The sequence below is a fragment of the Streptomyces sp. TRM64462 genome, from assembly GCF_013362995.1.
Lineage (GTDB): Bacteria > Actinomycetota > Actinomycetes > Streptomycetales > Streptomycetaceae > Streptomyces.
In genome coordinates this window covers 1-2,484 of the sequence record NZ_JABWDV010000176.1, presented here as the reverse complement: position 1 = coordinate 2,484, position 2,484 = coordinate 1, and the positions used below count along the sequence as shown (strand labels likewise).

Below are 2,484 nucleotides of genomic sequence, written 5' to 3'. Positions count from 1 at the left end.
GCCGCTTCGGCGCCGCCCGCGCCGCCGCCGAAGGCGCAGAGCTGGGGCGCCCAGCTCCGGACGCTGGTGCGGCGGTACGCGGCGGCGCTCAGCGCCGACCGGACGTTCCTGGCGATCATGGTGGCGCTGCCGTTCGTGATGGGCGCGATGGCCCGGGCCCTGTCCGAGGGCCGTCTCGGGCCCGAGTCGACGCTGAACGTGCTGCTGATCCTCTGCGTGGGCGGCGTCCTGACGGGTGCGGCGAACGCGGTGCGGGAGCTGGTCAAGGAACGGACGATCTACCGCAGGGAGAGAGCCGTCGGCCTGTCCAGGTCCGCGTACCTGATGTCGAAGGTGACCGTGCTCGGCCTGGTCACGGTCGTGCAGGCCGTCGTCCTGACGCTGGTCGCGCTGATCGGCGTACCCCTGGAGGTGCCGGACGGGCAGGGGGTGCTGCTGCCGCCGCTCGTGGAGATCACGCTGGCCGTCGCGGCGCTGTCGTTCACGGCGATGATGCTGGGCCTGTTCGTGTCGGCGTTGGTGCGGAAGGAAGAGGTCACCATGCCGCTGCTGGTGCTCCTCGCGATCGTGCAGGTGGTGTTCTGCGGGGCGCTCCTGACGGTGCGGGGGACGCCGGTGCTGGAACAGCTGGCGTGGCTGGTGCCGTCCCGGTGGGCGTTCGCCGCGATGGCGTCGACCGTGGACCTCGGGGCGCGGGTGCCGGGCGAGAAGGGCGCGGATCCGCTGTTCGACCACACCGTGCAGACGTGGCTCCTCGACATGGGCGTGCTGCTCGCGCTCGCCGTCGTCCTCGGGTTCGTGGTGGCGCGGCTGCTGCGCCGGCACGAACCGGTGATCATGCGAAAGTAGGCGCTTCATGGCTTCTCCCGCCGATTCCCGCACGCCCGCCGCCGATGCCGTGGTGGCCGGGTTCCGGCCGACGCACGTCGTCCCGCGCAGTGGGATGCCCGCCTGGGAGACGCCCGGTACGTCCCGTCCGGCGGCGCTGCTCGACGCGTTGCTGCCGGTGCAGCTGGTGGACCGGATGGGCGACTGGGCGCGGATCGTCTGCTCGAACGGCTGGACGGCGTGGGTCGACGGGCGGCTCCTCGTGGCCGTTCCGGCCGATCCCCCGGCGGCGGCGCAGGACATGGCGCGCACGGCCGATCCGCGGCCGCTGCTGGCGCGGGCCGAGGAGTCGGTGGCCCGCTACCGGCGCGCGGCGGAGGACCTGGCGGCGGGGCGCTCCGACGCGGAGGCCTTCCGGCGGGGCACGGGCGGGCTGCGCGCCGGCGTCGTCGTGGAGGGCGAGGCGATGTGGCTGTACGAGGCGGAGCACGAGCGGTGGGTGTACTGCGACGGCAGACGGCTGAGCACGTACGCCGTGTCGGCCGCGCCCGCGGAGGCCGCCCCTGCGGGCGCGACACCCCCTGCGGCGGAGGCGCCCGCGGCGGAGGCGACACCGCCCCGCGCACCTGCCGGGCCCGCCGGAGCCGACCGGGCTGCCGGGCCCGCCGGACCGGCCGAGTCTCGGCCCCCGGCCGCCGACGCCCACGAGCCGACGCGCGTCGTGACCCACGAGCCCACCCAGGTCGTGCCGCACCCGGGGCAGGACCCACCCGCGCGCGGCGGCGGGGCGGGTGACGCGTGATGAACCGGGCGACGCGCGAGGAGGCGCTGCCCGCGGGCCGGCCGTCCGGTCTGGTGGGCCGTGAGGTCGCCGCGTACCGCATCGAGGCGGAGATCGGCCGGGGCGGCATGGCGGTCGTGTACCGGGCGAGGGACCTGCGGCTCGGCCGTACGGTGGCGCTGAAGCTGCTGGCGCCCGAGCTGGCCCGCAACGACACGTTCCGCAGGCGCTTCGCGCACGAGTCGCGGGTGGCGGCGGCCATCGACCACCCGAACATCGTGCCGGTGTTCGACGCCGGTGAGACGGAGGGCCTGCTGTACATCGCGATGCGGTACGTCCCCGGGCAGGACCTGCGGGCGCTGCTCGACCGTGAGGGCCCGCTGCCGGTGGACACCGCCGTACGGATCGCCGTCCAGGTGGCGTCGGCGCTGGACGCGGCGCACGCGCACGACCTGGTGCACCGGGACGTCAAACCGGGCAACGTCCTGGTCGCGGAGGGCACGGACAGCGACCACCCGGAGCATGTGTACCTGACGGACTTCGGACTGACGAAGAAGTCGCTGTCGCTGACGGGCTTCACGAGCGTCGGGCAGTTCGTCGGAACCCTCGACTACGTGGCGCCCGAGCAGATCTCGGGGCGGCCGGTGGACGGCCGCTGCGACGTGTACAGCCTGGGGTGCGTGGTGTACGAGACGCTGGCGGGCGCTCCGCCGTTCCGGCGCGACGACGACCTGGCGCTGCTGTGGGCCCACCAGTACGACCCTCCCCCGCCGCTGAGCGGTGAGCGGCCGGGCCTGCCGGGCGCGGTGGACGGGGTGCTGGCGCGGGCGCTCGCGAAGGCCCCGGAGGACCGGTACGACACGTGTCTGCGGTTC

General features: G+C 74.8%; 3 protein-coding genes. All 3 read left to right on the top strand.

Going from position 1 to position 2,484, the window contains the following annotated elements; translation table 11 throughout:
* A partial coding sequence (locus HTZ82_RS08270) for an ABC transporter permease (protein ID WP_175408645.1) occupies positions 1-849 on the top strand: 849 nt, incomplete at its 5' end.
* A gap of 7 nt (positions 850-856) precedes the next feature.
* Positions 857-1,630, top strand: coding sequence for a hypothetical protein (locus HTZ82_RS08265; RefSeq protein WP_254711720.1), 774 nt, complete (start codon positions 857-859; stop codon positions 1,628-1,630).
* Positions 1,630-2,484: serine/threonine-protein kinase (locus HTZ82_RS08260; RefSeq protein WP_175408644.1), on the top strand; the 855-nt coding region annotated here is incomplete at its 3' end. The genes HTZ82_RS08265 and HTZ82_RS08260, both read left to right, overlap by 1 nt.